Origin of the sequence: Actinomadura opuntiae (assembly GCF_030283205.1) — a bacterium.
Classification (GTDB): Bacteria; Actinomycetota; Actinomycetes; order Streptosporangiales; family Streptosporangiaceae; genus Spirillospora.
In genome coordinates this window covers 264,108-290,476 of sequence record NZ_JASNWF010000012.1, presented here as the reverse complement: position 1 = coordinate 290,476, position 26,369 = coordinate 264,108, and the positions used below count along the sequence as shown (strand labels likewise).

General features: G+C 73.2%; 23 protein-coding genes, 1 tRNA gene and 1 pseudogene. 12 read left to right on the top strand and 13 right to left on the bottom strand.

The genetic code is table 11. The features are described from left to right. The first annotated feature begins 1 nt into the window (after position 1). Positions 2-1,540, top strand: a complete 1,539-nt coding sequence (locus QP089_RS26675; RefSeq protein ID WP_285914947.1) for an ArnT family glycosyltransferase — start codon at positions 2-4, stop codon at positions 1,538-1,540. Between the two features lie 9 nt (positions 1,541-1,549). Here the strand turns inward: QP089_RS26675 and QP089_RS26670 are convergent, their stop codons facing one another. Beyond that, a complete protein-coding gene (locus QP089_RS26670) occupies positions 1,550-2,740 on the bottom strand; it encodes an MFS transporter (protein WP_285914945.1) in 1,191 nt (396 codons plus the stop codon). A gap of 134 nt (positions 2,741-2,874) precedes the next feature. Between QP089_RS26670 and QP089_RS26665 the strand changes: the two genes are divergently transcribed. Continuing rightward, on the top strand, positions 2,875-3,342 hold the full coding sequence (locus tag QP089_RS26665) for a MarR family winged helix-turn-helix transcriptional regulator (RefSeq protein WP_285914943.1): 468 nt from the start codon (positions 2,875-2,877) through the stop codon (positions 3,340-3,342). Positions 3,343-3,363: 21 nt separating this feature from the next. On the opposite strand, the gene QP089_RS26660 is transcribed toward QP089_RS26665, so the two are convergent. After that, complete coding sequence (locus QP089_RS26660; protein WP_285914941.1) at positions 3,364-4,014, bottom strand: DUF1444 domain-containing protein; 651 nt, start codon at positions 4,012-4,014, stop codon at positions 3,364-3,366. Between the two features lie 283 nt (positions 4,015-4,297). Between QP089_RS26660 and QP089_RS26655 the strand changes: the two genes are divergently transcribed. The 4 genes from QP089_RS26655 to QP089_RS26640 are packed head-to-tail and all read left to right on the top strand — an operon-like array spanning position 4,298 to position 7,911. Beyond that, a complete protein-coding gene (locus QP089_RS26655) occupies positions 4,298-4,945 on the top strand; it encodes an ABC transporter permease (protein ID WP_285914923.1) in 648 nt (215 codons plus the stop codon). Further along, complete coding sequence (locus QP089_RS26650) at positions 4,938-6,128, top strand: ABC transporter ATP-binding protein (RefSeq protein WP_285914921.1); 1,191 nt, start codon at positions 4,938-4,940, stop codon at positions 6,126-6,128. Before QP089_RS26655 ends, QP089_RS26650 begins: the two co-directional genes overlap by 8 nt. Continuing rightward, a complete protein-coding gene (locus QP089_RS26645) occupies positions 6,125-6,943 on the top strand; it encodes an ABC transporter permease (protein WP_285914920.1) in 819 nt (272 codons plus the stop codon). Before QP089_RS26650 ends, QP089_RS26645 begins: the two co-directional genes overlap by 4 nt. Next, on the top strand, positions 6,943-7,911 hold the full coding sequence (locus QP089_RS26640) for a glycine betaine ABC transporter substrate-binding protein (RefSeq protein ID WP_285914919.1): 969 nt from the start codon (positions 6,943-6,945) through the stop codon (positions 7,909-7,911). Before QP089_RS26645 ends, QP089_RS26640 begins: the two co-directional genes overlap by 1 nt. Here the strand turns inward: QP089_RS26640 and QP089_RS26635 are convergent. From QP089_RS26635 to QP089_RS26625, 3 genes are read right to left on the bottom strand one after another with little or no spacing between them, the layout of a single operon-like run. Further along, a complete protein-coding gene (locus QP089_RS26635; RefSeq protein WP_285914918.1) occupies positions 7,904-9,400 on the bottom strand; it encodes a cobyric acid synthase in 1,497 nt (498 codons plus the stop codon). The genes QP089_RS26640 and QP089_RS26635 overlap by 8 nt on opposite strands. After that, positions 9,397-10,299, bottom strand: coding sequence for a cobalamin biosynthesis protein (locus QP089_RS26630; protein ID WP_446474086.1), 903 nt, complete (start codon positions 10,297-10,299; stop codon positions 9,397-9,399). Before QP089_RS26630 ends, QP089_RS26635 begins: the two co-directional genes overlap by 4 nt. Further along, positions 10,274-11,065, bottom strand: coding sequence for a phosphotransferase (locus tag QP089_RS26625; RefSeq protein ID WP_285914917.1), 792 nt, complete (start codon positions 11,063-11,065; stop codon positions 10,274-10,276). The genes QP089_RS26630 and QP089_RS26625 overlap by 26 nt, the downstream gene beginning before the upstream one ends. Before the next feature lie 128 nt (positions 11,066-11,193). On the opposite strand from QP089_RS26625, the gene QP089_RS26620 reads away from it, so the two are divergent. Then, a tRNA-Arg gene (locus QP089_RS26620) sits at positions 11,194-11,270 on the top strand. A gap of 190 nt (positions 11,271-11,460) precedes the next feature. Here QP089_RS26620 and QP089_RS26615 read toward each other — a convergent pair. Next, a complete protein-coding gene (locus QP089_RS26615) occupies positions 11,461-12,069 on the bottom strand; it encodes a cysteine dioxygenase family protein (RefSeq protein WP_285914915.1) in 609 nt (202 codons plus the stop codon). A gap of 14 nt (positions 12,070-12,083) precedes the next feature. Continuing rightward, on the bottom strand, positions 12,084-12,734 hold the full coding sequence (locus QP089_RS26610) for a dihydrofolate reductase family protein (protein WP_285914913.1): 651 nt from the start codon (positions 12,732-12,734) through the stop codon (positions 12,084-12,086). A 67-nt stretch (positions 12,735-12,801) separates the two neighbouring features. Between QP089_RS26610 and QP089_RS26605 the strand changes: the two genes are divergently transcribed. Next, positions 12,802-13,671 (top strand): LysR family transcriptional regulator, encoded by an 870-nt coding sequence (locus tag QP089_RS26605; protein ID WP_285914911.1) that lies wholly within the window; start codon positions 12,802-12,804, stop codon positions 13,669-13,671. A gap of 50 nt (positions 13,672-13,721) precedes the next feature. Here the strand turns inward: QP089_RS26605 and QP089_RS26600 are convergent, their stop codons facing one another. Further along, positions 13,722-14,669: a MerR family transcriptional regulator gene (locus QP089_RS26600; protein ID WP_285914909.1), complete on the bottom strand. Its 948-nt coding sequence runs from the start codon at positions 14,667-14,669 to the stop codon at positions 13,722-13,724. 40 nt (positions 14,670-14,709) lie between these two features. Beyond that, a complete protein-coding gene (locus QP089_RS26595) occupies positions 14,710-15,630 on the bottom strand; it encodes a LysR family transcriptional regulator (RefSeq protein WP_285914907.1) in 921 nt (306 codons plus the stop codon). A gap of 71 nt (positions 15,631-15,701) precedes the next feature. Between QP089_RS26595 and QP089_RS26590 the strand changes: the two genes are divergently transcribed. The 3 genes from QP089_RS26590 to QP089_RS26580 are packed head-to-tail and all read left to right on the top strand — an operon-like array spanning position 15,702 to position 18,224. After that, positions 15,702-16,898, top strand: a complete 1,197-nt coding sequence (locus QP089_RS26590) for a thiolase family protein (protein WP_285914905.1) — start codon at positions 15,702-15,704, stop codon at positions 16,896-16,898. Further along, positions 16,895-17,590 carry a 3-oxoacid CoA-transferase subunit A gene (locus tag QP089_RS26585; RefSeq protein ID WP_285914903.1) on the top strand — a complete coding sequence of 232 codons (696 nt, stop codon included), beginning with the start codon at positions 16,895-16,897 and terminating at the stop codon, positions 17,588-17,590. Before QP089_RS26590 ends, QP089_RS26585 begins: the two co-directional genes overlap by 4 nt. Position 17,591: 1 nt before the next feature. Beyond that, positions 17,592-18,224, top strand: coding sequence for a 3-oxoacid CoA-transferase subunit B (locus tag QP089_RS26580; protein ID WP_285914901.1), 633 nt, complete (start codon positions 17,592-17,594; stop codon positions 18,222-18,224). On the opposite strand, the pseudogene QP089_RS26575 reads toward QP089_RS26580, so the two are convergent. Further along, positions 18,211-18,872 (bottom strand): annotated as a pseudogene (locus QP089_RS26575) (cupin domain-containing protein); the annotation flags it as partial. The gene QP089_RS26580 and the pseudogene QP089_RS26575 sit on opposite strands and share 14 nt — an antisense overlap. Between QP089_RS26575 and QP089_RS26570 the strand changes: the two are divergent. Continuing rightward, positions 18,858-19,076 (top strand): IclR family transcriptional regulator domain-containing protein, encoded by a 219-nt coding sequence (locus QP089_RS26570; protein ID WP_285914897.1) that lies wholly within the window; start codon positions 18,858-18,860, stop codon positions 19,074-19,076. The pseudogene QP089_RS26575 and the gene QP089_RS26570 overlap by 15 nt on opposite strands. A gap of 29 nt (positions 19,077-19,105) precedes the next feature. Here the strand turns inward: QP089_RS26570 and QP089_RS26565 are convergent, their stop codons facing one another. The 3 genes from QP089_RS26565 to QP089_RS26555 form a co-directional block, all read right to left on the bottom strand. Continuing rightward, on the bottom strand, positions 19,106-20,137 hold the full coding sequence (locus QP089_RS26565; protein ID WP_285914896.1) for a saccharopine dehydrogenase family protein: 1,032 nt from the start codon (positions 20,135-20,137) through the stop codon (positions 19,106-19,108). A 175-nt stretch (positions 20,138-20,312) separates the two neighbouring features. Then, entirely contained in the window at positions 20,313-20,717 is a 405-nt protein-coding gene (locus QP089_RS26560) for a hypothetical protein (RefSeq protein WP_285914895.1), read from the bottom strand. A 106-nt stretch (positions 20,718-20,823) separates the two neighbouring features. Beyond that, positions 20,824-26,304: an ATP-binding protein gene (locus tag QP089_RS26555; RefSeq protein ID WP_285914893.1), complete on the bottom strand. Its 5,481-nt coding sequence runs from the start codon at positions 26,302-26,304 to the stop codon at positions 20,824-20,826. Positions 26,305-26,369 lie beyond the last annotated feature (65 nt).

Below are 26,369 nucleotides of genomic sequence, written 5' to 3'. Positions count from 1 at the left end.
CATGACCGCCCACGCCTCAGCGGCGTCCGGCCCGATCGAAGCCACCTCCCCCGACGACGTCCCCGCGCTCGCCTGGAGGCCGGTGCTGCTGATCGCCGGGGTGCTCGGGGCGCTGCTGATCGCGGTCGCCGCCCGTTACGGCTACCACCGCGACGAGCTGTACTTCCGGGTCGCCGGACGGCATCCGGCCTGGGGCTACCCGGACCAGCCGCCGCTGCTGCCGCTGCTGGCCAGGGCCGTGACGGAGGCGTTCGGCGACACGCTGGTGGCGCTGCGCGTCCCCGCGGCCGTCTTCTCCGCGGCGGGCGTCGTCGTCGCGGCGCTCACGGCGCGGGAGATGGGCGGACGGCGCCGCGCCCAGCTCCTCACCGCCGTCTCGTACGCGGTGTGCCCGATCGTGGTCGCGGTCGGCCACACCTTCTCCACCGCGACCCTCGACCTGCTGCTGTCGACGGCGCTGGTGTGGATCGTGATCAGGTGGGTGCGGACGTCCGACCAGCGGATGCTGCTCGCGGCCGGTGCGGTCGCGGCGGCGGCGCTGAACGTCAAGTACCTGGCCGGGTTCCTGCTCGTCGCGCTCGCCGTGGGCCTGCTGGTGTCCGGGCCGCGCGACTTCGTGCGCCGCCCGATGCTCGCGGCCGGGGCCGCGGTGGTCGCGATCGCGGTGCTGCCGGGGGTGGTCTGGCAGGCCCGGCACGGCTGGCCGCAGGTCGACATGGCCGGCGAGATCGCCGGCCGCGGCGACTTCGGCGGCCGGCCCGGCTTCGTCCCGTTCCAGATCCTGATGACGGGGATCCTGCCGTCCTGGCTGTGGATCTACGGGCTGTGGCGGACGTACCGGTCGGACGGCCTGCGCCCGTTCCGCTTCCTCGGCCACGCCTACCTGCTGCTCAACGTCGTGTTCATCGCCACGGGCGGCAAGCCGTACTACCTGGCCGGGCTGTGGGCGGCGCTGTGGGCGGCGGGCGCCGTGGAGGTCGAGCGGCACGGCGCGCCGCGCGGCTGGGGGTGGGCGGCGACCGTCCCGGCGTACGCGGTCACGGCCGTGTGCAGCATCGCGCTGACGCTGCCGGTGTATCCGGTGAAGTGGCTGGCCGACACCCCGCAGCCGGTCGTCAACCCCGACTCCGCCGAGACCGTCGGCTGGCCCCGGTTCGCGCGCGAGGTCGCACGCGTCCACCGGACGCTGCCACCGGACGAGCGCGCGAAGGCGACGATCGTGGTGGGCAACTACGGCGAGGCCGGAGCGCTCGACCGGTACGGCCCCGGCCTCGGCCTGCCCCGCGCCTACAGCGGGCACACCGGCTTCTGGTACTTCGGCCGTCCGCCCGACACCGGCGGCCCCACGATCGTTGTCGGCCCGGAGGACCTCGCCGAAGGAGCGCGCCTGCACCGGTACTGGACGGACGTGCGCGCGGTGGGCCGCATCGACGACGGCGTCGGCCTCGACAACCAGGAGCAGGGCAAGCCGGTCTGGGTGTGCCGGGGGCAGCGCGCGCCCTGGACGCAGCTGTGGCCCGAGTTCAAGTCGCTCGGCTGACCCGCCGCGTCAGCACGGTACGCGGCTCGGCTCGGCGGGGACGGCCGCAGGCGCCGTCCGGTCGCGGCGGTCCAGGGCACCGCCCACCAGCGCGGACGCGAACCCGGCGGCGCCGAGAAGGGCGGCGACCCAGAGCGTGGAGGTGTACCCGAGCCCGGCCCCGATCGTCAGCCCGGCGAGCGCGGGGCCGACCGCGTTGCCGAGGTTGAACGCCGAGACGTTCGCGGCGGACGCCATGGTCGGCGCGGCCGCGGCCTTCGCCACCACCCACACCTGCAGCGGCGGGATCGTGGCCGAGGCGACGACCCCGAAGACGGTCAGCGTCACCACCGCCGCGATCCGGTCGTGCGAGGTCACCAGCAGCAGTGCCGACAGCGCGGTCAGCCCGGCGAGCACGGCGAGGATCGTGGGCAGCAGCGCCCGGTCGGAGTAGCGGCCGCCGAGCGGGCCGCCGACCAGCATCCCCGCGCCGAGCAGCGTCATCACGACCGGGACCGCGCCCCTGCCGAACCCGGTGACGTCGGTGAGCAGCGGCGCCACGTAGGTGACGACGGCCAGCACCGGCGCCCAGCCGAGCGCGGTCGTGGCGAGCGCCAGCCACATCCGGCCGCTGCGGAACACCGCCATCTCGTGCCGGAGCCCGCTGCGCGGGCGCGGTCCGGACGGGACGAGCGCCGCGATCCCGGCGAGCGCCACGACGCCGATGCCGGCGACCGTCCAGAAGGTCGCGCGCCAGCCGAGCTGCTGGCCGAGGAACGTGCCGAGCGGGACGCCGAGCACGTTCGCCAGGCTGATCCCGGTGAACATCAGCGCGACGGCCCGCGCCCGCCGCTCCGGCGCGACCAGCTCGGCGGCGACGACCGCGCCGACGCCCATGTAGGCGCCGTGCGCGAACGAGGCGATGATCCGCGCCGCCAGCAGGACGCCGAAGCCCGGCGCGAGCGCGGACAGCAGGTGCGCGGCGACGAACAGCGCCATCAGGCCGACGAGCATCGTCTTGCGGGGCAGCCGCGCGCCGAGCGCGGTCATCACCGGCGCGCCCACGACCACGCCGAACGCGTAGCCGGACACCAGCAGCCCGGCGGCGGGGATCGAGGTGTGGAAGTCGGCGGCGAGGTCGGGCAGCAGCCCGGCGATGACGAACTCCGTCGTGCCGATGCCGAAGGCGCCCAGCGCGAGGGCCAGCAGCGCGAGGGGCATGAGCGGTCTCCTCGGGTAGAGTAGGCGGCGCCTGCAATAGGGAGCGCGAGCATTTATTGCAGAAGCATGTATTTGCAGACGCCTGCTATATCACCACGCACGTATCCGGCGCGCAACACGAGGAGGCGTGAGCCATGTCACCCGCCCAGCCGTCCGGCACGCCCTCCGGCACGGGCGACCGCGCCCAGGGCTGGCGGACGCTCGCCGCCCTGCACGCGCGCATCGAGGACGGGATCGAGCGCGCCCTCCAGCGGCGGCACGGCCTGAGCGTCAACGAGTTCTGCGTGCTGCACCACCTCGCCGGGCCCGACGGCCGGCACATCCGGATGCAGCAGCTCGCCGACAAGCTCGTCCTCAGCCAGAGCGCGACGACCCGCCTGGTCGCCCGGCTCGAGAAGCGCGGCCTGCTCACCCGCGTCCTGTCGGAGGAGGACCGGCGCGGCATCTACGCCGAGGCCACCCCCGAGGGCCGCAGGGTGCACGACGAAGCCGCCCCGACGCACAACGCCGCGCTCGACGACGCGCTGGCCGAGGCGTCCCGGCTGCCGGAGCTCACCCCGCTGGTCGAGGCGCTGGAAGGGCTGGCGAACCTCAAGGTGTGAGGGCGCGGCCGGATCAGGAGGTCAGGAGGTCAGGATCTCCCAGGACGTGCCGCGGCGGACCAGCAGGTCGTGGGTCAGCAGGCTCCCGGCGGGCACGTCCCACGCCGGGTCCGAGACGCCGTCGCCCCGGTCCTCCGCCCATACCTGGCCGACCGCCCAGCGCAGCTTGTCGACGCCGTCCGGATGCCCGGTCCCGGACGCCACGAACACGTCCCGCGCCGGCGCCGCGACGACGAGATCGCCCTCCACGTCCTGCGCGAGCTTGTCCAGGAACCCCTCGTCCAGCAGCAGGGCCGCCTCCAGCCCGCCCCGCTTGGACGGCGCCCCCGCCGGGCCCGGCTCGCCGAGCGTCACCGTGACCGCCCGCACGTCCGGATACCAGCTGAGGCCGAGGTCCGGCCGGCGGTTCCGCAGGTTGATCACCGCCTGCCGGCGCAGATCCCCGGCCGCGACGCCCAGCTCCGCGCAGTGCCGGCCCGCGACGTGCTCGTAGCGGCGGCCCGCCACCGCCGACTCGTCGGCGATCTCCAGCGCGTAGGTGACGTACAGGTCGCCGACGAACGCGTCGCGGACCGGCTCCTCGTCCGGCGGCAGCGGGAACTCCAGCTGGACCTCCGCCGGAACCCGCGCCTTCATCAGCGGGACGATGAGACTGGACCGCTCCTCGGTCACCCGACGTCCTCCGTGTTCATTGCATTGCCCTTGGCGGGCGGGCGCTGGAGCGCCCTTCCTTCAACGGACAACGCGGCGATCGCTGCATCGCTCCGACTCGGCCCTGGGGGCCTCGCTGCGCGATCGGATTCTCGCTTCGCTCGAATCCGGCTTCGCTCGCGATCGCAACGCTTGAGGTTGTTGGGGGTCGAGCTTAGTACGGGTGCGGCCGGTGTCGAACTGGCCCGTGGCGGTGATGTGTGATCGATCGACTGCGGTGGGTAGTGATCGTTGCGGGGGGAACGTGGACTTCTGGGAGTACCTGGGCAGCCGGCGCGAGCGGCTGGAGTTCGAGACCTGGCAGCACGCCAGCATGGTCTTCCAGTGCGTGCTGGCGGCGCTGGTGATCGGGCTGGTGATCGGGCTGGCCGTCTACCGCAGCGGGCGGCTGTCCGCGCTGGCCACCAGCACCGCCGGGGTCGTCTTCACGGTGCCGTCGCTGGCGCTGCTCGGCCTGCTGATCACGCCGCTGGGGCTCGGCGTCGCGCCGAGCGTCGTCGCGCTGACCCTGTACTCGCTGCTGCCGATCGTGCGCAACACCATCGTCGGGCTGGCCGGCGTCGACCGCACGCTGGTGGACGCGGCGCGCGGCATCGGGATGACCCGCACCGCGATCCTGCTGCGGATCGAGCTGCCGCTCGCCTGGCCGGTGATCCTCACCGGCGTGCGGGTGAGCACCCAGCTCGCGATGGGGATCGGCGCGATCGCCGCGTACGTGTCGGGGCCGGGGCTCGGCGAGCAGATCTTCTCCGGGCTGGCCCGGCTCGGCGGCGCGAACGCGATCAACATGACGCTCGCCGGGACGGTGCTGATCATCATCCTGGCGCTGCTGTTCGACGGCTGCTTCGTGCTGGTCGGGCGGCTGACCACCCCGCGGGGCGTCCGTGTCTGACGAGGTGCGGGCCGCGGGCGGGGAGGCGGACGGCGCCGGGCGCGGCGGGATCCGGCTGATCAACGTCACCAAGCGGTATCCGGGGCAGGCCGCGGCCGCGGTCGACGACGTCACGATGACGATCCGCGGCGGCGAGATCGTCGTGCTGCTCGGCCCGTCCGGCAGCGGCAAGACCACGATGATGCGGCTGATCAACCGGCTGATCGAGCCGACCTCCGGAAAGATCATCGTGGCCGGGCGGGACGCGATGGGCCTCGACCCGACGGAGCTGCGCCGGCACATCGGCTACGTCATCCAGAACGCCGGGCTGTTCCCGCACATGACGGTCGCGACGAACGTCGGGCTCGTCCCGCAGATGCTGAAGTGGGACAGGAAGCGCATCGCGGAGCGGGTGGACGAGCTGCTGGAGCTGGTCGACCTCGATCCCGCGCAGTACCGCGACCGGTATCCGCGGGAGCTGTCCGGCGGGCAGCAGCAGCGGGTCGGGGTCGCCCGCGCGCTCGGCGCCGACCCGCCCGCCATGCTGATGGACGAGCCGTTCGGCGCCCTCGACCCGATCACCCGCGGCAACCTCCAGGACTCGCTGCTGCGGCTGCAGGAGGAGCTCGGCAAGACCATCGTGTTCGTCACCCACGACATCGACGAGGCGCTCAAGCTCGGCGACCGCATCGCCATCCTCGACAAGGGCTCGCGCGTCGCGCAGTTCGCCGCCCCGCAGGAGATCCTGCTGAACCCCGCCGACGAGTACGTCGAGCAGTTCCTCGGCGGCGGGCAGGCGATGCGGCTGCTGCAGTTCAGCCGGGTCGCCGACGTCCCGCTGCAGCACGTGCCGGAGGCCCGCACCGGCGACGACGCGGCCGACGTCCGGCGCCGGATCGAGGGGAGCGAGATCGGCTTCGCGATCGTGCTGGACGAGCGGGACCGGCCCGTCCGCTGGGCCCATCCCGAGGACCTCGACGGCGTCAGCGGGCCGGTCGGCGAGCGCGGCATGGACGTCGCGCCGCCGATCCGGGCCCGCGACACCCTGCAGCAGGCGCTGGAGTCGCTGATCCAGATCGAGCACGAGTGGGTGCCGGTCGTCGGGCCGCGCGGCGTCTACCGCGGCACCGTCACCCTCGGCACCCTGCAGAACGCGATCCGGGACATGAAGGACCGCGCGCGCAGGCCGCGGCGGCCGTCGTGAGCGCGCCGCCCGCCACCCCGGCGCCGTCCGGGAAGGCCCCGGCGGAGAACCCGAACGCCGCCGCCGAGCCCCGCGAGTCGCTGCACACCCCGACCGGGCGGTCCTGGCGGTCCGTGCTCGAACCGGTCGTCATCATCGCGGTCGGCGCCGCGTGGATGCTGTACGTGGAGAACTCCGACCTCGACAGCATCGCCCGCCGCAGCCTCGCGCCGCACTACGTCACGCAGAAGACATGGGAGCACATCGAGCTGACCGTCGTGTCGACGCTCGCCGTCCTGGTCATCGCGATCCCGCTCGGCGTGCTGCTCAGCCGCGCCTGGGCGCGTCCCGCGACGCCGGTCGTGCTGGCGATCGCCAACATCGGGCAGTCCGCGCCCGCGATCGGCGTGGTCGTGCTGCTCGCCGTCATCTGGGGCATCGGCTTCTGGACGGCCGTCGTCGCGCTCGTCGCCTACGGCGTGCTGCCCGCGCTCCGCAACACCATGGTCGGGCTCCAGCAGGTCGACCCGACCCTCACCGACGCCGGCCGGGGCATCGGCATGCCGCCGGCGACGGTGCTGCGCCGCGTCGAGCTGCCGCTGGCCGCGCCGGTCATCCTGGCCGGCATCCGCACCACGCTCGTGCTGATGGTCGGGACGGCCAGCATCGCCGCGTTCATCAGCGGCGGCGGGCTCGGCGACCTCATCACCAGCGGCGTCAGCACCCAGCGCACCCCTGTGCTGCTGACCGGCTGCGTCCTCATCGCGCTGCTCGCCCTGCTGGTCGACTGGCTCGGCGGGATGGCGACCCGGCTGCTGGTGCCGAAGGGGCTGTGATGCGGCGGAGGTTCCTCGCGGCGGCGCTGGTGCCGGTCCTCGCGCTCGCCGGGTGCGGGCTGAAGCCGGCGTCGGCGTTCATCCCGCACATCGAGCCCGCCGGCATCCGTCCCATTCCGGGCCTCAAGGACGCGACGATCCGGGTGACCTCCAAGGAGTTCACCGAGCAGATCATCCTCGGCAAGATCGCGGTGCTGGCGCTCACCGCCGCCGGCGCGAACGCCGAGGACCACACCAACGTCCAGGGCAGCGTCACCGCCCGCAAGTCCATCACCAGCGGCGACAACGACCTCGCCTGGGAGTACACCGGCACCGGCTGGATCACCTACCTCGGTGAGGAGAACCCGATCGCGGACCCGCAGAAGCAGTTCGAGGCCGTCCGCGACCTGGACCTGAAACGCAACCGCATCGCGTGGCTCGCGCCTCCGGCGCCGCTCAACAACACCTACGCGATGGCCGTGACGACCGCGACCCAGAAGAAGTACGGGCTGTCGGACCTCTCCGACATGAGGAAGGTCCCGGCGGGGCAGCGGACGTTCTGCGTCGACCCCGAATTCTTCACCCGCAATGACGGGCTGCGCGGAATGCTCAAGACGTACGGGCTCTCCTACGGGTCGAGCGTCGCCGCCACGAACGTCCGGCAGATGTCGTCCGGCGTCGTCTACAACGCCACCTCCGGCGGGAAGTGCACCTTCGGCGAGGTGTTCACGACCGACGGCCGCATCGAGGCACTGCACCTGCACGTGCTCAGCGACAGCAAGCACTTCTTCCCGAACTACAACCCGGCCATCACCGTCCGCGAATCGGTACTGCGCGCGCATCCCGAACTCACGGCCCTCTTCGCGAAGATAAGCCCGAAGCTCACGACGAACGTCATGCGGGGCCTCAACAGCAAGGTCGACGTGAACGGCGACGACCCCGTCTTCGTGGCCCGCGACTGGATGCGCGAGCAGGGGCTCATCAAATAGCCGGGGCACCGCCCGGCGGCACGACCGGCAGGTCCTTCGGCGCGCCCTTCTCGATGAGCCGCCACACGGCGTCGGTGTCGAGATGCTCTTCGACGAGGTCGCCGAGCGCGTCCATCGTCGCCTCCCGCAGCGCGGCGAACTCCACGTCGGGGGCGGGGGTGAAATCCCGTCCGGCCGTTTGCGCGATGTCCTTCAGGAAGGCCCGCCTGAATCCGTCGCTCTCCATGGCGCCGTGCCAGGTCGTGCCCCAGACGGCGCCGACGCGGCAGCCGTCCAGGAATGGCTCGCCGCTCTCGACGGTCACGATTCCGTGGTGGATCTCGTAGGCCTCGACGTCCTCGCCATAGGCGCTGCCGCGCGGCCGTCCGAGCGTCTTGTCACCCTCGAAGACGGCCCGCGCGGGCAGCAGTCCGAGCCCTTCGACGCGTCCGGTCTTCGATTCGACGTCGTCCACGATCTCGCGGGCCAGCATCTGGTGGCCGCCGCAGATGCCGAGCACCGGAAGCCCTTCCCGGGCCCGCCGCACGATCTCGTCGGCCATTCCGCGCTCGCGCAGCCACGCCAGATCGCTGACCGTCGCCCGCGTCCCCGGCAGCACGACCAGATCGGCCTCCGCCAGGTCTCCGGCGCTCGCGGCATAGCGCACCACGACGCCGGGTTCGCAGGCCAGCGCGTCCAGGTCGGTGAAATTCGAGATGCGCGGGAAACGGACGACCACCACCCGCAGCGTCTGCCTCCCGTACGGGCCTCTCGCCTCGGGACGCGGCGCGTCGAGCGCGAGCGTGTCCTCGGAATCCAGATAGAGCCCCAGCGTCCACGGCAGGACACCCAGCACCGGACGCCCGGTCAGCTTCCTCAACTGTTCGAGGCCCGGCTCCAGCAGTTCCTTGGCGCCGCGGAACTTGTTGATGACGAATCCCGCGATGAGCGCCTGATCGGCCGGCTCCAGAAGGGCGACCGTCCCGAACAGCGAGGCGAACACCCCGCCCCGGTCGATGTCGCCGACCACGATGACGGGCAGGTCCGCCATTCTCGCCAGCCCCATGTTGACGATGTCCCCGGCCCGCAGGTTGATCTCCGCCGGGCTTCCGGCGCCCTCGCAGACCACCACGTCGTATTCGCTCCGGAGTTCGTCCAGGCTGTCCTTCACGACGGTGCGGAGCCATTCCTTGTGGTCGCCGTACTGGAGCGCGTCCACCTCGGCGACCGGCCGCCCCAGCACCACGACCTGGCTGCGCCGGTCGCTGCCCGGCTTCAGCAGCACCGGGTTCATCACCGCGCGCGGCTCCACCCCGGCCGCCTGCGCCTGCATGTACTGCGCCCGCCCGATCTCGGCGCCGTCCGCCGTCACCATCGAGTTCAGCGACATGTTCTGCGCCTTGAACGGCGCCACCTTCACGCCCCGCCGCGCCAGCCACCGGCACAGTCCGGCGGTCACCACGCTCTTTCCGGCGTCGGACGTCGTCCCCGCGACCAGCAGACCGCTCACCGCGCACCCCACACCAGCGCCGCCGCCGCGAACGTCACCGCCGCCGACAACCGCACCGCCCGCCCGATGTCGCGGACCTCCGGAGCCCGTCCGTCGCCCATTCCCGGCCGCCGCTCCACCGAACCTCCGTACGAATTCGTCCCGCCGAGCCGGACGCCCAGCGCGCCCGCGAAAGCGGCCTCGCACCGTCCGGCATTCGGGCTCGGGTGATTGCCTCCGTCACGTCGCAGAACGCGCCAGGCGTCCCGTCCCGCGCACAGCGCGACGAGCATTCCGGTCAGCCGCGCCGGCACCCAGTTCGCCGCGTCGTCGAGCCGGGCCGCGGCCCATCCGAACCGCTCATAGCGCGCGTTCCTGTATCCGACCATCGCATCGAGCGTGTTCACCGCCCGGTAAGCGAGCAATCCCGGAACACCACCGATCGCTCCCCACACCAGCGGGGCGATCGCGGCATCGGACGTGTTCTCCGCGACCGACTCGACGGTCGCCCGCGCCAGTTCCGCCTCGTCCAAACCCTTGGGATCGCGCGCGCACAAATGCGAAAGCCTTCCCCGCGCGCCCTCCAGATCCCCGTCCTCCAAAAGCCGCTCCATGGCGAGCCCTTCGCGTCCCAAAGACGTCCCGCCCAGAACGGCCCACGTGACTCCCGCGGTGAGAGCGACCCGCCAGGGCCCCCGCGCGACCTTTTCCAGGATCACGCCCGAAGCCACGGCACCGCCCACGAGAACCCCGGCATAAAGGACGCCCGCCGCCCGCGAATCCCGGTAGACGAGCCGTTCGAGCCTCGACGCCAGCCTCCCGAACCCCGCGACGGGATGCCCCCTCCTCGGATCCCCGAGAAGCGCGTCCAGCGCCACCCCCAGAACCAGCCCCTCAGCAGAGCCGCGCATCAAGCTCATCCCAGTGACGCTCCAACCAGTCCTGCGCCCGCCGGATCCGCGGGCCCGCCCCACCCTGCCAGATGCGCGCCCAGCCGCCGCCGCGGGCCGCCCGCGCCCGCATCGCCTCGTACGACCGCTCGAACCGCACCCGCGCCGCAGGCAGCAGCTCCCGCCGCCGGTCCGGGTCCAGCCCGTACGCGTCGCAGAAGATCCGCACCCTGCGCGCGACGTCCGCCTGGTAGAGCAGCGCGTCCCGGTCGGCCGGATCGGCGATCGGCGCCCAGTGCCGCAGCGCCGTCACCACGTCGTACAGCCGCGTCGTCGGCCGCGCCAGATCGAAGTCGATCAGCGCCGCGGGCGCCCCGTCCCGGAACACCACGTTCTCCGGCGTCACGTCGCAGTGCCCGATCAACTCAGGAGGCCCGTCCAGGTTGGACGCCTCCCGGTCCCAGCCGCCCTCGGGCACCCCGTACGAGACCACCGCGTCGTGGTACCGCCGCAGCAGCGCCCCGACTCCCCTCAGCGCGTCCTCCGACACCGCGTACCTCGGCAGCGGCCGGTGCGGCACGTCCCCCGGCACCCAGCTGAGGACCTCCCGCCGCTGCTCGTCCACCCCGAGCACGCGCGGCGCGCCGTCGAACCCGGCCTCCTCCAGATGCCGCAGCAACCCGTGCACCGCCGCGCTGTGCGCCCGAAGCGGCCTGCGCACCGTGTCCCCCACCCGCACCAGGCCCTCCGTCACGTCCCCGCCGGAGAGCGGCACCTCGTCGTACTCCACCGCCACAACACCACAAGATATGACCCCGCGCCCACCGCCGCGGCCCGACGCGTCGCCTGGTAGCACCGTTATGGATGTGGAGCCGGAGGACGCTCCGCCTTACACTGTGTCCCGGCGTCCCGCCGGGCCGCCGAGCGCCCGTAGCTCAGCTGGATAGAGCATCGGTCTTCTAAACCGACGGTCGCGGGTTCGAATCCTGCCGGGCGCGCCACCCCTGACCAGGGTAAACGTATGCTTACAGGCTAAGATCCGCGCCCGGAACGACCTCGTGTCCGCTCGGATTTCGCCTCCGTGTCGTCAGCCGACTCCAGGCAGGCCCCGATCTGGCCGTCGTCGTTCACGCGGCCCAGCCCCACTCATCGACCGGCACCGCATGTCCGGCCGCCCCCTGGACCAGCCGTTCAAGGGCGTAGACGGCGTCGAGCCGGACCTCCATTAACTCCGGGATCTGGGGCGTCCCAGTCGGAGACGAACCAGGTGGCCGCTCCGGTCGCCGGGTCGTAGGAGCGCCGTTCGATGGCGCAGATGTCGGCTCCATAGACGTGGATCCCGACGGTGGGCACATCGCCGACGGCCGCGACGGCGTGGACGTCGTCGTCGGTCGTGCAGCAGACGGTGACCTGGCCGGGCTCCCACACGTTCTCCCCGGCGGGCTTGAGAGGGCGGCCCGCATCGGCGGCCGTGGGCTTGTGGTAGCGGAACTCGTGTTCGGATCCCGAGTAGATTCCGGCCACGCCCCACGTCTGGTGTCCGTGCACGGGCGTGCGTTGACCGACGTTCCAGACGACTGCGGCCAGGCACCAGCCGTGATCGGGAGCGATGTAGAGCGGGTAGTTGACGTGGTGATCGTTCGAGGGCCGTGTGACCTCGGGTGGGAGCCGGTAGTCGCCCGCCAAGAGGGCGGACAGCAGGTCCGCGACCCGCTTGACGATCTCGTGCTCGTCATCGGTGCCGGCGACCACGGACTCCACATCGTCGATGAAGGTCTGCAGGGCGCCATCGGGTCTCATGGTGATCTCCCTTGTCACGCCAGCACGCGATAGGTCAGGTGCGTGATCGGGCCTGGCGCTCGCGACTCCACCTGCTCGAGGTTCAGCGACCGAACGCCGTCGAACAGCCGCGTGCCGGCGCCGAGCGTGATCGGCATGATGCGCAGCCGCAACTCGTCGATCAGGCCGGCGGCGAGGTACTGATTGATGGTGGTCGCACCGCCGTGGATGGAGATGTTGCCGTCCCCCGCCGCCTCGCGCGCCCGTTCGAACGCGGCCTTGATCCCGTCGGTGACGAAGTAGAAGGTGGTGCCGCCCTCCATCGGCTGCGGGTCGCGCGGGTAGTGGGTGAGCACGAAGACCGGGCCGTGGTAGGGCGGGTTGTCCCCCCACCAGCCCTTCCACAGCCGATCCCACTCGCCGCGCACCGGGCCGAACATGTTGCGGCCCATGATGAACGCCTTGGACTCGGCCAGCCAGTCGGCCTGGAGCCGGGCCTCCTGCGGATCATCCATCCATGAGTGGAGCTTGGAGCCCCAGCCGTCGCCGCCGTCGTCGCCGAACGGGCGTTCCTGGGTCTGGTTGAGCCCGGCCGAGTATCCGTCGACCGAAATCGAGAGATCACAGGTCACCTTGCCCGAACGTGTGGTCATCGCTTCGTCCTCCTCGTGCTGGATCTCGCTCAAGGATGGAGCAGGCAAGACATGACGTCTAATGGCAATTCTGCGGGAATCGCATCGATATTCTCGATCAATGCTCAACCTGGTCCACCTGAAGGTCCTGTCCGCTGTGGCCCGGCACGGCTCGGTGACCGAAGCGGCGAAGCACCTGCACTACTCCCAGTCCTCGGTGAGTCACCACCTGTCCCGCCTGGAGGCAGCCACCAGCGCCAAACTCGTTCAGCGGATCGGCCGCGGGATCCGGCTGACACCCGAAGGCCACCTACTGGCCAACCGCGCCGCCGAGATCCTCGGACGCGTCGACGCGGCGACCAACGAGCTGGCGGCACAGGTCGGCCTGCAGTCCGGCCGGGTCCGCCTGGCCGCCAACGCCTCCACGCTGAGCACGATCGTGCCGAAGGCGCTCGCCTCACTGACCGAGGCGTACCCAGGAATCGAGCTGAGCCTCTTCGACCGCCACCCCGTCGAAGCGCTGCAGATGCTGCGGCACGGCGAAATCGACGTCGCGCTCGTCTTCCGCCACGCCGACGGCCCGGTCCAAGACGAGGGATTCCGCCTCGTCCACATCGGCGATGACGCCATCTACCTCATCAGCCGGCAACCAGACGACAGCCTCGCCAGCCACCGCCTCTCCTCCTGGATCGGCGGTTGCAGCCGGTGCCAGGCCGAGCTGAACGCGATGTGCCGGCACGAGGGCTTCACCCCCCGCATCGGCTCGCACAGCGACGACATGGTCGTCGTGCAGTCCCTCGTCGCCGCCGGCGCGGGCGTCACCACCCTGCCCGGCTATGCGCTGCAAGCCCACCGTCGCGAGGACATCCACGCCACCGACACCGGCTTCCGCCGACAGATCCACGCCGCGACCTACGGCGACCCACCCGACCCACCTGCCGTGGCCGCCGTCCTGACCGCCCTGACCGAGGCGGCCAACCCACCCGAGTAGGGCCACTCCGCCGGGGCAGGAGGATCCCGGGCGGACCGATCGCCAGCGGTTCAGTGTTGGGCCGATTGCAGGGTGGCGAGTGCTTCGCACATGGACGTGGCGAAGGAGGTTTCGGGCGGGAGGCGTTCGCGGTCCCAGCCGGGGCCGCCGACCACCACCCGCAGCGGAGGGCGCGGGGCGGGCAGGTCGGCGAGCCAGGACGGGTCGCCGGTTTCGGTGGTCTGCGACCAGACGAAGACCGTGTGCGCCGCAGCCCGGCGGATCGCCGCGGCGAGGGCCGAGGCCGGGACGCGCGCCCCCAGCATGAGCCTCGGGGCGCCGGACTCCGCCAGCGCGGCGGACAGCGCGAGGATCGGCAGGCTGTGCTGCTCGTCGGGGGCGCACGCCAGCAGGACGGGGCCGCGGCCCTGCCGGCCCGGGGTCACGGCCTCGGGCGGCGACACCGCGACCAGGCAGCGCGACACCACCGCCGACAGCAGGTGCTCCACCTCCACGTACTTGCCGGTGGCCGCGTGCTTGCGTCCGATCCCGACCAGCACCGGCACCAGCACCTGGTCCCACGCCTCCGCGACGCCCTCCTGCCGCAGGGCGGAGCGCACCGCCTCGGTCATCGCGAGCTCGTCCAGCGCCATCGCCGCGCGTGCCAGCCCGTTGATCTGCGCGGCTCGTTCGGGGTCGCGCTCGGCGGCCGGGGCGTCCAGGGGGATGTCGTCGGCTCCGGCCTCGTGGCCGCGCGGCGCCGGGGGCTCGCCGGGCGGCGCGTCCAGGGCGGCTCCCGCGGCCTCGGCGGGCGGCGTCCCGTCAAGGATCAGCCGCTGCATCCGCTCGAGCCGGGCGAGGTCGGCGGAGGTGTAGCGGCGCTGCCCGGCGGGGTCGCGGCCGGTCGGGCCGACGCCGTGCCGGCGGTCCCAGGCGTGCAGGGTGGAGGCCGCCACGCCCAGCCGGCGGGCCACCTCGTCCGCCCCGAGCCCGGTCTCTTCGCCTGCCGCGTCCCCCATGCTCACCCAATACCCTCGTCCGGCCGGTCCATTAACGGCTTCACCAGGGCTTTCGTCCACCGTCCACAGCCGGCGCGCCGTGCACGATCCGCTGGACGACGGAGACGGCGCGGACGAGGTGGGGTTCCGTGCGGTCGGTCCGGTGGGCGATCGCGAGGTCGACGCCCGCGGCGGGGCGCACCAGCGGGCGGAAGGCGACGCCGTCGAGGGCCAGGGCCGTGACGGGTTCGGGGACGACGGCCACGCCGAGCCCGCCCGCGACGAGGGTGACCAGCGTGGAGGTCTCGCCGACCTCGTGCCGGATCCGGGGTTCGACGCCGGCGTCGCGGAAGAGCCCGAGCACGACGTCGTACATCACCGAGCGGCGGTCCGCGGAGTGCACGATGAGGTCGGCGTCCGCGATGTCGGTGATGCCCACCCGCGGGAGGGTGGCCACGGGGTGGTCGGCGGGGACGGCGACGACGAGCCGGTCCCGGCGCAGCGGCAGGACGGTCAGGGACAGGTCGGCGATCGGGGGGCGCAGCAGCGCGAGGTCGATCTCGCCGGTGCGCAGCGCGGCGGCCTGATCGGGCACCAGCATCTCGCCGCGGAAGGAGAAGTCGACACCGGACAGCTCGCGGGACAGACCCCGGGAGAGGGCGGGCAGCAGGCTGTAGGTCGCCGAGCCCACGCAGCCGATCGTGAGGTGGCCGACCGCGCCGGCCGCGATCCGGCGGGCCTCGTGCGCCGCCTCGTCCACCTCGTCGAGGATCTTCCGGGCGCGCGCGAGGTAGCCGCGGCCCGCGTCGGTGAGGTCGACCCGGCGCGTGCTGCGGTGGAGCAGTTCGACGCCGAGGTCGGCCTCCAGGCGGCGGATCGCCTGCGACAGCGGCGGCTGGGCCATGCTGAGCCGCTCGGCGGCGCGGCCGAAGTGGAGTTCCTCGGCGACGGCGACGAAGTACCGCAGCTGACGTAGATCCATATGGAGCGCGTATCAATCGGAGCGAATATTGATACTTCACTGTATCAAGGGAGGTCACCTAGCCTCGGGGCATGAGCTCCTTCCTGTACTCGGCCGTCCGGACGCCGTTCGGGCGGTTCAACGGCGCCCTGGCGGGCGTCCGGCCCGACGACCTCGCGGCGGGCGTGATCACCGCGCTGCTGGAGCGGGCGCCCGGGCTGGACCCCGCGGCGGTCGGCGAGGTCGTCTGGGGCAACGCGAACGGCGCGGGCGAGGAGAACCGCAACGTCGGCCGGATGGCCGCGCTGCTCGCCGGGCTGCCGACGAGCGTGCCCGGCACGACCGTCAACCGGCTGTGCGGGTCCAGCCTCGACGCGGCGATGATCGGGTCCCGGACGATCGAGACCGGCGACGCCGGCGTGGTGCTGGCCGGCGGGGTCGAGTCGATGACCCGGGCGCCGTGGGTGCTGCCGAAGCCGCCCAAGGGCTTCCCGGCCGGCGACCTCACCGCCGTGTCGACCACGCTCGGCTGGCGGCTGGTGAACAAGCGCATGCCCAAGGAGTGGACCGTCTCCCTGGGCGAGGCCAACGAGCTGCTCCAGGAGAGGTACGGCGTCGGCCGGGAGCGGCAGGACGCGTTCGCCCTGCGCTCGCACCGGCTCGCGGCCGCCGCCTGGGACGAGGGCTTCTACGACGACCTGGTCGTCCCGGTCGAGGGGCTGAAGCGCGACGAGGGCATCCGCGCCGACACCTCGCTGGAGAAGCTGTCCGGGCTCAAGCCGAGCTTCCGCGCGGACGGCACCATCACCGCGGGCAACGCCTCGCCGCTGAGCGACGGCGCGTCCGCCCTGCTGCTCGGCTCCGCCGAGGCCGCCGACCGGATCGGTCTGGAGCCGATCGCGCGCATCGCCGGACGGGGCGCCTTCGCGCTCGACCCGCAGGACTTCGGCTACGCCCCGGTCGAGGCGGCCAACCGCGCCCTCGCACGGGCCGGGATCGGCTGGGACCAGGTGGGCGCTGTCGAGCTGAACGAGGCCTTCGCCGTCCAGTCGCTGGTCTGCGTCGACGCCTGGGGAGTCGATCCGGAGATCGTCAACACCAAGGGCGGCGCGATCGCGATCGGCCACCCGCTCGGTGCCAGCGGCGCCCGCGTCCTCGGCACGCTGGCCAAGGTGCTGCGCGAGCGCGGTGAGCGCTGGGGCGTCGCCGCCATCTGCATCGGCGTCGGGCAGGGCCTGGCGGTCGTCCTGGAGAACACGAGCCCGACGAACAAGGGGGCGGGAGCGTGAGCCGCGCGGAGATCTTCGAGAGCGTCGACGAGGCCGTCCGCGGCATCGAGGACGGCAGCACCGTTCTGGTCGGCGGCTTCGGCTTCGCGGGCATGCCGTTCGACCTCGTCGACGGGCTGATCCGGCAGGGCGCGAAGGACCTCACCATCGTGTCCAACAACGCCGGCAACGGGGACGTCGGGCTGGCCGCGCTGCTCAAGGCCGGACGCGTCCGGAAGGTGATCTGCTCGTTCCCCCGGCAGAGCGACTCCTACGTCTTCGACGAGCTCTACCGGGCCGGGAAGATCGAGCTGGAGGTCGTCCCGCAGGGCAACCTCGCCGAGCGGATGCGCGCGGCCGGCGCGGGCATCGGCGCGTTCTACTGCCCGACCGCCGTCGGCACGCCGCTGGCCGAGGGCAAGGAGACCCGGACGATCGACTGCCGCGTCCACGTGCTGGAGTACCCGATCAAGGGGGACGTGGCGCTGATCAGCGCGCACCGCGCGGACACGATGGGCAACCTCGTCTACCGCAAGACCGCCCGCAACTTCGGTCCCGTGATGGCCACGGCCGCGACCACCACGATCGTGCAGGTGGGCGGGGTCGTCCCCGCCGGTGACCTGGACCCGGAGGCGGTCGTCACGCCCGGCATCTTCGTCGACCGCGTGGTGCGGGTCGAGGAACGCCACTACACCGTCCAAGGAGCGCGCTGACATGTCCCTCACCCCGGACGAGCTCGCCGCGGTCGTCGCCCGCGACATTCCGGCCGGCTCCTACGTCAACCTCGGCATCGGCCGTCCGACCAAGGTCGCCGACCACCTCCCGGACGGCTCGGGCGTCGTGCTGCACACCGAGAACGGCATGCTCAACATGGGGCCCGCCGCGACCGGCGACGAGATCGACCCGGATCTCACCAACGCCGGCAAGGTCCCGGTGACCGAGCTTCCCGGAGCGTCGTACTTCCACCACGCCGACTCCTTCGCCATGATGCGCGGCGGCCATCTCGACGTGTGCGTGCTGGGCGCGTTCCAGGTGTCGGCCACCGGCGACCTCGCCAACTGGAGCACCGGCGCGCCCGGCGCGATCCCCGCCGTCGGCGGCGCGATGGACCTGGCCATCGGCGCCAAGCAGGTCTTCGTGATGATGACGCTGTTCGACAAGGAGGGCCGGTCGAAGCTGGTGCCCGAGTGCACCTACCCGCTGACCGGCGTCGGCTGCGTCAGCCGCGTCTACACCGACGTCGCCGTCATCGACGTGGGCCCGGACGGGGCGGCGGTGCGCGAGACGTTCGGCATCACGCTCGACGAGCTGCGCGACCGGCTCCCCGTCCCCCTCACGTCCGCCTGACCGCGGAGGGGAGCGTGTCCGGGGTCGCGGACGACAGAGGGATCGGCGTGAACATCGGGGGCTCGTCGGCGGGGTCCAGCGCGGTCGGCCCGTAGAGCCAGTCCACGAACGCGTAGTCGTAGGTGTCGCGCTCGCGCAGCAGGACGTTGCGCTGCCGCCGGGCGAGCCCGTCGAGGTGCCACAGCTCGCCCCAGGCGCGCGAGGTCGTGACGACGCGGCGGCAGTGCTCGGGCCGGACGGCCTGGTAGGCGGCGAGGACGGCGGGCCAGCCGCCGTCGGCGAGGTGCCGGGCGACGTGCTCGCCGAGCACCCAGCCGGCCTGCGGGAGGAAGTCGCCCCGGTTCATCGGCACCGGGTCGCCGCCGACGACCGTCCACACCCCGGAGCCCTCGACGACGAAGCGGAAGGCGTGCTGGGTGTGGCGGTGCTCGGGCGCGTCCTCGCCGGGCATGAGGTACTGGATCGCCGCCCACAGCGTCGGGGCGGCGAACGGGCGGCGCCCAGCCCCGGGTTGGCGAGCGCGATCGCGCGGCGCTCGCCGCCGCGGCCGACCGGGACGATCCGGCCCGCCTGCTCGGCGAGGCGGACCGGCCGGTCCCACTTCCACAGGTGCGGGACGGCGCTGGAGCGCGGATGAGGCGGCATCAGACCAACGGATTCGTGGTCAACCAGGGACGGTCCGAGCGGGGCGCCGTCGCTATCGGCGTCCCCGTCCACGCACCGGACGGCGAGGTCGTGGCCGGTCTGTCGGTGTCGATGCCGAGCGCGCGGTACGAGAAGGAGCGGCTGCCCGCGCTGGTCGGCACGTTGCGCACGGTCGCCGACGCACTGGAGCGCGACCTGACACGCTGAGCCCGGACGACCGGACGGCGTCCCGCCGATCAGTGCGCGCCGAGCAGCCCGTACGGAAGGTCGACGGTGATGTGGGGGGTCAGGGCTTGGAGGAAGGCGGGGGCGTCGAAGAGTTCGCCGGCGGAGGCGACGCCGGTCGTCCTGGTGCGGCCGGTGAGGATGCGGTCGACCGCCTCGACGGCGAGCGGCGCGGTCACGGCGTAGATGTCGCGGCCCCTGGCCACCGCGCGCCGCTCGGTGCCGCCGGAGCGGACGAGGACGTCGACCATGAAGGTCTGCTCGGACCGTCCGCGCTCGTCGGCGGCGGCCGGGGGCGGGGTGTCCGGGTTCGCCATGTCCCTGGCCGCCTCGACCGTCATGTAGGTGCGGACCTCGGGGACGGACAGGTGGCTGGGGACGGTGACGACGTCGGCCATGGCGTACTCCCCGATGACGGCGCGGGGGCCCAGCGGGGCGGGGAAGGGCCATTCGAGGGTCGGCGGCTCGTCATCGCGGTACTCCAGGCGCCCGCCGGTGTAGCGAACGCGGCGCCCGTCCCGGCGGCCGCGGGAGACCGCGCCGGCGGCGCGCGTCCCGCGGGTGGGGTGCCAGCCGCTCAGCCCGTAGGCGACGTGCACCTCGTCGGCCTCCGTCCGGCCGTCCAGGGCCGCGGTGGCCAGCAGGTCGCCGAAGCCCCCGAAGAACGCCATGGCCGGGACGATCACCGATCCGCCGGCGCGGTCCGCGAAATGCGCGAACGTGTCGGCGTTGGCCTCGATCTCCGCCGCCACGTCCACGTACGGGATCCCGGCGCGCAGGGCCGCCTCGATGACGGGCGCCGCCGTCGCGGCGAAGGGCCCGGCGGTGTTGATCACGGCCGCCGCGCCGGCGAGCGCCCGGTCGAGTGAGGCCGGGTCGTCGATGGAGGCCGGACGTGGCTCCAGGTCCAGCTCGGCCGCAAGGGCCTTCAACTTGCCGGTGTCACGGCCGGACGGCACCGGGACGAACCCGCGCTCCCGCAGCTCGTCCACCACGAAACGCCCGGTGTGCCCGTACGCGCCGAACACCGCGACCTTCTGCATGGTTCCCGCCTCATGATCCGCTTCGATCCGTCGTGAACATCCTGGTCAGCGCGGGCATGGGCACCGGCACGACGCTGCGCCGGCACTTCAACCGCTCGGTCGGCGTCCCTCCGGACGCCTACCGCCGCACCTTCCGCGCGCGAGCGGACGCCCTACCCGCGCGCCCTGATCGGGCTTAGCTCCTCGTCGCGTCGCCGCGGCTGTCGCTGGCGCCCGTGCCCATGTGGCGGACGCGCCGCTCGACGTCCTTCCTGGCCCCGTCGGTGCCGGGCACCGCGTGCCCCAGGAGGTCCCCGCCGTGCCCGCTCGCGCCCGTCCCGACGTGCCCGACGCGCCGCCGGACGTCCGCCCGGGCGTCCGCGGTGCCGGGGCCCGCGTCCGGCGGAACGCGTCCGACGTGGTCGTCGCCGCCCGTGCCCATGTGCCGGACGCGCCGCTCGACGTCGCTCTCGGCGCCGCCGGCGTCCGGGACGTCGTCCGCCCCGAGCGTCCCGCGGTCACCGCTCGCGCCGGTGCCGACGCGCTGGACGCGCCGCCGGACGTCGGTCTCGGCGTCCGCCCTGCCGGATCCGTCGTTCATCTCCCGCTCCCCCCATCGGCGCGCCGCCGCCCGACCGGCGGCACAGTCCGCTGGTACCCGGCTGACCAGGGCACATGCATCCGGCGCGCGCGACGGGAGGCCGGGCTCACGGCCGGCGGGCCCCGATGGCCTCGATGATCCGCGGGCGCAGCTCCGCCGCGCTGATGACGGCGTCGACCGAACCGACCTGCACGGCGCGCCGGATGTCGTGCACCCGGTCGAACTCCGCGGCCACCTCGCCGAGCTTCTCCGCGCGGACCGAGGAGCGCAGCTCGTCCAGCTCCGCGGTCAGCGTGGCGCGGACCGCGCCGGTCGCCGCCGCGACGCGGGACTCCAGGTCGCGCACCCGCGGGTCGGCGGCGGTGCGGGCGTCGACGTCGCGGGAGAACACCGCCGCGGCGGCGGGGGCGCCGCCGAGCACCGAGGCGAACGAGCCCTCCAGCGCGAACACGGTCATGTTCGGGTTCAGCGCCTTGGAGAACACCACGAACGCGCCGCCGTGGTACCGCGAGATCACGCAGAACACGATGGGGCCGCGGAAGTTCACGATCGCGCGGCCGATCTCCGCGCCGTACTCCAGCTGGAGCTTGCGCATCGACTCCGGCGAGCCGTCGAAGCCCGACAGGTTCGCCAGCACCACCAGCGGCCGGTTGCCGCTGGCCGCGTTGATCGCCCGCGCCGCCTTCTTCGACGACCGGGGGAACAGCGTGCCCGCGGTGTAGGAGTCCGGGCCGTCGGTGGGCGGGAAGCCGCGCCGCGGCACCGCCCGCGACTCGATGCCGAGCAGGCACACCGGCATGCCGCCGAGGTGGACGTCCTGCACCACCGCGGTGTCGGCGTCGGCCATGCCCGCCCAGCGCTCCAGCACCGGGTGGTCCTGGTCGGACAGCGCCCGCATCACCGTGCGGATGTCGAACGGCTTCTTGCGGTCCGGGTTGGCCGCGGCGGAGAAGATCTCCCCGACGGTGGCGAAGTCGCTGCCCTCCACGACGTGCGGGAAGTCGGAGACGTCCCGGTCGACGGGGTCGGTCGTTTCGGCGCGGCGCGGCGCCTGCTCGCCGGGCGCGACGTAGGTGTGGTCGTAATGCGCCATCAGGATGTCGCGGGCGGCGGTCAGGTTCGGCGCCCAGTACTGCGCCTGCCCGTTCGGGCCCATGACCCGGTCGTAGCCGCCGATGCCGAAGTTGTCCTCGGCCGACACGCCGCCGGAGAAGTCGAGCGCCTGCTTGCCGGTCAGCACCATCGCCGAGTCCGGCGTCATCACGAGGACGCCCTTGGTGTGCATCAGCATCGTCGCCTCGGCGTTCCAGTACGGCTGGGCGCCGACGTTGATGCCCGCGACCACGATGTTGATCTCGCCGCCGTCCTGGGTGAACTCGACGATCCGCTTGAGCGCCGCGGCCACCCAGTCCATGTTCTCCGTGCCGGACTCCATGGAGATCCGGGCGCCGGCGGACAGCGCGTACCACTCCAGCGGCACCCGCATCCGCTCGGCGAGGTCCAGCGCGGCGATCACCCGGCGGCACTCCGGCTCCGACAGCGCGCCGAGCGCCTTCGTCGGGTCGCCGAGCAGCACGACGCGGGTGACGCCCTCCGGGTGCCGCTCGGTCGGCGTCGTGACGACGCCCGCGACCATCGCCGCGGTGTTGCGTCCCTTCGGCCGGTCGACCGGCACCAGCGCGTGGTCGTCATCGAGGTCGTGCTCGACGAAGTCGCCCAGCATCGCGGTCAGCTCGTACGGGTAGACGGTGTTGCGGGCGCTCGCGCGCAGCACCTTCTGCCGGTAGCCGTCGACCGGTTCGATCGGCTCGTCCGACGGCTCGCCGACGCTCAGCCGGACGCCGCCCGCCGCGTCGAAGGACAGCCGGACGGCGATCTTGGTCAGCTCGCCGGTGCTCCGGTCGCGCTGCCGCCCGATGAGCAGGATCTCCTCCAGCCCGGCGCCCGCGGTCGTCGGCAGCACGCGTCCGACGATCGTCTCCAGCTCCGCGCGGGTGAGGTCGATCGGCGGCCAGACGTACAGCACGATCCGGTTGGTGTTGAACCGCTTCTTGGACGGCCGCCGCGACTGCGCGCGGCGGATCGAGTCGACGCAGGTGGCGATGGAGTACTCGGCCATCGGCAGCGTGGCGAGCCTGCCGTCGTTGTCGCGCAGCTCGGTCAGGTCCCGCACCTGCGCGAACGCGACGAGGCGCTCGTCGGCGGGGTTCTCGCGCGCCACGCACTGGAACAGGTAGACCTCCTCGTCCGCCGACCGCAGCCGGGTGAGGTCGAACTTGCTGAGCCGCTCCAGCTGCATCCGCTGCGCGATGTAGGGGTGCAGGCCGCGGATCAGCCTCTCCTCCGCCATGCCCGTGGTGGACGGGCGGAAGGTGAAGTGGTGGTGCATGACCGCGCCGGCGCTGCCCGCGACGGTGGCGGTGAGCCTGCGGACCTGCCGCGGCAGCGGATGTTCGGCGATGACGTCGTGCAGCGCGGCCGCCATGGCGTCGAAGTCCTCGGGCTGGTTCTCCCAGGCGAGGTAGATGTCGGCGTCGAGGGCGTCCTCGCCGGCCGCCAGCTCCGCCAGCCCCTCCAGGGCGCCGCCGAGCGACTCGAAGCGGACCGCGGCCGACACCAGCGACGACCCGGCGCGCTCGGCGACCACGAACCGGCAGCCCGCGCCCTCGCCGGGGGTCCCGGTCGTCACGGTGCGGACGCCGGTGAGGCCCTTGTTGCCGTAGTACCGCCGGGTCAGCACCTCCAGCATGACCGAGTTGTCCTGGTCGCCCTGGCCGCGGCGGACGAGCCGCTGCCCGAGCAGCCGCACCAGCGGCTCGGTGCTGCGCACCATCTCGGCGATGCGCTCGGCGCGGTCCGGGGCACCGGGGTTCGCGTCCAGGTGGCGCAGGTGCCGGCGGACGCGGGCGTAGACGCGGGCGCGGTTGCGGCGCAGCAGCGGCTGGGCGAACCAGGCGAACACCACGCCGCACGCGAGGTCGTAGACGACCGGGAAGCGGACCTGCGCCGCGGCGACCAGCCGCTCCAGCGCGAGACCGACGGGCTCGCGCAGCGCCTCCTGCGGCGGCGGCTCCTGCAGCCACGAGCGCAGCAGCGCCAGCACGACCGCTGCGTCGGCGGACGCGCGCTGCTGGGCGAGGAAGATCCGGAACACCGCGGCCTCGAGCTCGGGCGTGCGGTCCAGGTCGGTGACGCCGTAGTGCCCGAGCGCCTTGGCGAGCCTGGCCTGGAACGACTCCGGCAGCCCGGCCCGCTCCACGTCCAGGCTCTGCAGGTAGGTGTGGAAGTACTCGCGGGCGCTGTGCACGTGCCCGTCGCCGTGCGCACCGTCGGCGCCGTCGCGGCTCAGCTCGGCGAGGTCGGCGAACACCTCGACCAGCGCCAGCTCCGCGGCCAGCGGACGGTGGCCGTCCGCGGCGGCGGCCCGGCGCGCGGCGAGGTAGTCGTCCAGCGCCCGCCGCTCGTCGTGCGGGTCGGCGTCGAAGCCGAGCAGCCGGCAGCGCAGGTCCTCCAGGGCGCGGGCGGCACGCTCCGCCGCCGGGACCTCCCGGGGCTCGGCGGGCAGGTCCAGCTCGACAGTGCCGGTGGCGGCCTCCTCGGCCTCGGCGGCGTCGGCGAGCGGCTCCAGCCGCAGCAGCGGCGCGCCCGTCTCCACCTGGCCGCCCACGGAGACGAGGCACTCCTTCAGCCGCGCCTTGAACGGCGCGCGCAGCACCGTCTCCATCTTCATGCTCTCCAGCACCAGCACCGGCGCGCCCGCCTCGACCTCGCCGCCGACCTCCAGCGGCGTCGCGACGACCAGCGCGGGCGCGGGCGAGCGGACGACGCCGCCCTCGTCGCGGCTGACCCGGTGCGTGACGCCGTCCACCTCGACCAGGTGGACGGGCCCGTGCGTGCCGGTGACCAGGCGGTACCGGGCGCCGTTGACCACGATCTGGCCGGTGTGCCGGTCGAAGCGGTCCAGCTCGACGACGGCGGTGCGGACCTCGCCGTCGCCCGCCTCGATGGCCGCGCGGAAGCGCTGCGCGCCGACCCGCGCGACGCGCACCCGGTAGCCGGCGCCGCGCAGCTTGAGGTCCAGCGGCCGGCCGCTCTCGTGCCGGACCTGCGGGCGGCCGCCCGACGCCGTCGACAGCAGCTGCCCCCGCCCGGCGGCCTCCTCCGCCTCGTAGGCCTCGATGGCGGCGGCGGCGAGCGCGACGGCCGAGTGCCGGTGCGAGACGAGCCCGCCCTCGGCGCGGACGCGGTCGATCCAGCCGGTGTCGGCGCTGCCGTCGATCACCTCGGGCCGGTCGAGCAGGTCGAGCACGAAGCTCTTGTTGGTGGCGCCGCCCTCGATGATCACGGTGGTCTCGGCCATCGCGCGGCGCAGCCGGCCGAGCGCCTCGCCGCGGTCGCGGCCGTAGGCGATGATCTTGGCGATCATCGAGTCGAAGTCGGCGGGGATGGTGTCGCCCTCGCTGACCCCGGTGTCCACCCGGACGCCGGGGCCCGCGGGCAGGTCCAGCCGGGCGATGCGGCCCGGGGACGGGGCGAAGTCGCGGTCGGGGTCCTCGGCGTTCAGCCGGGCCTCGATGGCGTGCCCGCGCTCGGCCGGCGGCGCGCCCTCCAGCCGTCCGCCGGACGCCACGTGCAGCTGCGCCCGGACCAGGTCGAACCCGGTGGTGGACTCGGTGATCGGGTGCTCGACCTGGAGCCGGGTGTTGACCTCCAGGAACGCCAGCAGGTCGTCGCCCGGGTGGTAGAGGAACTCCACGGTGGCGGCGCCGCGGTAGCCGACCGCGACCGCCAGCCGCTCGGCGGACGCCTTGAGCTCGGCGGCCCGCGCGGGGGGCAGCACCGGCGACGCCGACTCCTCGATGATCTTCTGGTTGCGGCGCTGCACCGAGCAGTCGCGCACGCCGAGCGCCCACGCGCTCTCGCCGTCGGCGATGACCTGGACCTCGACGTGCCGGGCGCCGGTGACCAGGCGCTCCAGGAACACCACGCCGCTGCCGAACGCGCGCGCGGCCTCCTGGCTGGTGCGCTCGTAGGCGTCGTCCAGCTCGGCCTCGCTGGTGATGACGCGGATGCCGCGTCCGCCGCCGCCCGCGGTCGCCTTGAGCATGAGCGGGTAGCCGATCTCGGCCGCCGCGGCCCGGGCGGCCTCCAGCGTCTCGACCGCGCCGCGGCTCCACGGCGCGACCGGCACGCCGACCTCCTCGGCGATCAGCTTCGCGCCGATCTTGTCGCCGAGCCGGCGCATCGCCTCCGGGCTCGGCCCGACGAAGGCGACGCCGATCCGCTCGCACAGCTCCGCGAACGCGGGATCCTCGGCGACGAATCCCCAGCCGACCCAGGCGGCGTCGGCCCCGGTCTCCACCAGCGCGCGCTCCAGCGCCTCCAGGTCCAGGTACGGGCGCGCGGACGCGGGACCGAGGTCGTAGGACAGGTCGGCCTCGCGGACGAAGGTGGCGGTGCGGTCCACGTCGGTGTACAGGGCGACGGTCTCGATCCGCGTCCCGGTCTCCGCGGCGATGTCCCGTACGGCGTGGATGAGCCGCATGGCGGCCTCACCACGGTTGACGATGGCGACACGAGTGAACACCCGACCGAGCCCTCCTGATAGACCACGATGTCCGCCGGGAACGACGGCCCTCGGCTGTGCCCACC

Bases quoted from the DNA above. Each gene is read 5' to 3' on its own strand.
- QP089_RS26675 (WP_285914947.1), top strand. From the start codon at position 2: ATGACCGCCCACGCCTCAGCGGCGTCCGGCCCGATCGAAGCCACCTCC.
- QP089_RS26670 (WP_285914945.1), bottom strand. From the start codon at position 2,740: ATGCCCCTCGCGCTGCTGGCCCTCGCGCTGGGCGCCTTCGGCATCGGC.
- QP089_RS26665 (WP_285914943.1), top strand. From the start codon at position 2,875: ATGTCACCCGCCCAGCCGTCCGGCACGCCCTCCGGCACGGGCGACCGC.
- QP089_RS26640 (WP_285914919.1), top strand. From the start codon at position 6,943: ATGCGGCGGAGGTTCCTCGCGGCGGCGCTGGTGCCGGTCCTCGCGCTC.
- QP089_RS26630 (WP_446474086.1), bottom strand. From the start codon at position 10,299: ATGAGCTTGATGCGCGGCTCTGCTGAGGGGCTGGTTCTGGGGGTGGCG.
- QP089_RS26615 (WP_285914915.1), bottom strand. From the start codon at position 12,069: ATGAGACCCGATGGCGCCCTGCAGACCTTCATCGACGATGTGGAGTCC.
- QP089_RS26605 (WP_285914911.1), top strand. From the start codon at position 12,802: ATGCTCAACCTGGTCCACCTGAAGGTCCTGTCCGCTGTGGCCCGGCAC.
- QP089_RS26600 (WP_285914909.1), bottom strand. From the start codon at position 14,669: ATGGGGGACGCGGCAGGCGAAGAGACCGGGCTCGGGGCGGACGAGGTG.
- QP089_RS26595 (WP_285914907.1), bottom strand. From the start codon at position 15,630: ATGGATCTACGTCAGCTGCGGTACTTCGTCGCCGTCGCCGAGGAACTC.
- QP089_RS26590 (WP_285914905.1), top strand. From the start codon at position 15,702: ATGAGCTCCTTCCTGTACTCGGCCGTCCGGACGCCGTTCGGGCGGTTC.
- QP089_RS26580 (WP_285914901.1), top strand. From the start codon at position 17,592: ATGTCCCTCACCCCGGACGAGCTCGCCGCGGTCGTCGCCCGCGACATT.
- QP089_RS26570 (WP_285914897.1), top strand. From the start codon at position 18,858: ATGAGGCGGCATCAGACCAACGGATTCGTGGTCAACCAGGGACGGTCC.
- QP089_RS26565 (WP_285914896.1), bottom strand. From the start codon at position 20,137: ATGCAGAAGGTCGCGGTGTTCGGCGCGTACGGGCACACCGGGCGTTTC.
- QP089_RS26560 (WP_285914895.1), bottom strand. From the start codon at position 20,717: ATGAACGACGGATCCGGCAGGGCGGACGCCGAGACCGACGTCCGGCGG.